At 55.8% G+C, this 1,525-nt stretch carries 2 pseudogenes; one reads left to right on the top strand and one right to left on the bottom strand.

Features of this window, described 5'->3' with window-relative positions:
- The first annotated feature begins 112 nt into the window (after nt 1-112).
- Nucleotides 113-1,160, top strand: a pseudogene (locus tag R0J92_RS21355) (IS110 family transposase).
- A gap of 260 nt (nt 1,161-1,420) precedes the next feature.
- On the opposite strand, the pseudogene R0J92_RS21350 reads toward R0J92_RS21355, so the two are convergent.
- A pseudogene (locus tag R0J92_RS21350) lies at nt 1,421-1,525 on the bottom strand (transposase); the annotation flags it as partial.

The raw sequence follows: 1,525 nt of genomic DNA, 5'->3' as shown, positions 1-1,525 counted from the left end.
GTCGAGTGATCCTGCACGTTACCTTCCAGACCCAACCGGCAGAGATGGAGTAGGTGGGCGACCCGGAATGGTCGATCATAGCTCCATCAATTTGCCGTTTGGAGGAATAAGCATGGCACATTATGTCGGGATCGACGCACCCCTTGAAACCGTTAACGTTTGCGTTGTCGATGATGACGGAACCATTTGCCTTGAGCGCAAGATTGTGGCGGAACCAGAGGCCATTATTGAACTCTTGAAGGAGTTCGGTCAGCCAATTGCCCGGGTCGGTCTCGAAGCCGGGCCTACGGCGTCCTGGCTGTATACTGAGTTGCGTTCAGCAGAACTACCCGCGATTTGCATGGAATGTCGTCATGTTAAGGCCGGGCTGGGGGCTATGCGCAACAAGACAGATCGCAACGATGCACGCGGTATTGCGCAACTTGTCCGGCTCGGTTGGTTCCGACGGGTCTTTGTCAAAAGCGACGAAGCGCAACGGTCCCGGATGCTTCTGGTCAGTCGCAGCCATCTATTGGGAAAGTCGCAAGATATTGAAAACTGTATCCGTGGCTCTCTGAAGGTGTTCGGGCTTAGAATTGGGGCTATCACAAAGCGCGGTTTTAGAGACCGCGTTCCTTGAGCTCGTTGCGGACGACCTGAGCTTGATGGCGATAGTGGAACCATTGCTGAGCGCGCGGCGTGCCATCATTGAAGCATTTGAGCGCCTCGATCAGATCTGCATTCAACTTGCCAGACGTGACCCAACTTGCCGCCGTTTGATGACTGTTCCTGGCGTCGGTGTGATTGTCGCCTTGACCTATGTGACCGGAGTGGATGCGCCGGAACGGTTTAAACGATCAAGAGATGTCGGGGCCCATTTTGGGCTGACACCCAAGCGGTATAGCTCGGGGCAAATCGACGACGATGGCCGGATTAGTCGATGCGGTGACGAAATGGTTCGAACGGCACTCTATCAAGCCGCACATGTCCTGATGCACCACGGCCGATGGTCTTCTGTGCGGTCTTGGGCGATGCGGATCGCAAAACGCCGCAGTGTAAAGTCAGCCAAGGTTGCACTCGCACGCAAACTAGCTGTCGTTATGCATCGCATGTGGTGCGATGGCACCGACTTCCGTTGGTCAGACTCTCAAACACCTGCTGCGCCTTTGGCCGCTGCATAAAACAAGGACAACGAAATCCGCCTTCTGGCGGTAACGCGCGCCCGGGAGGGTACGAGGGTCGGATGAGCCCGCATCGCTGGTTGCGACGCTGAGAATTTTCCCACTGATCGCGCGGCAAAGCTAGGCCGTTTGACCCTTCACACCCCATCCTGTCCGCCGACGTCGCCAGACGTCGAGCACGAAAAGAAGCCTGAACCCTTTCAAGTGCAGCTGAACCAATGAAGGCAAAAAAGGAGTTGACGAAACATGCCCACCTAAAGAAACCAGCGGTAGGCAAGGTTTAGATGAACCTCGTCACAGAGCCGAGGCTCCGAACGGATCCCCACGACATACCCGATCACAAGCATCCGGATCAGCAGCTCGGG

The organism is Tritonibacter sp. SIMBA_163 (genome assembly GCF_046535935.1).
In the GTDB taxonomy this organism is placed as follows: Bacteria; Pseudomonadota; Alphaproteobacteria; order Rhodobacterales; family Rhodobacteraceae; genus Epibacterium; species Epibacterium scottomollicae.
This window is presented reverse-complemented; position numbering and strand designations above follow the sequence as displayed.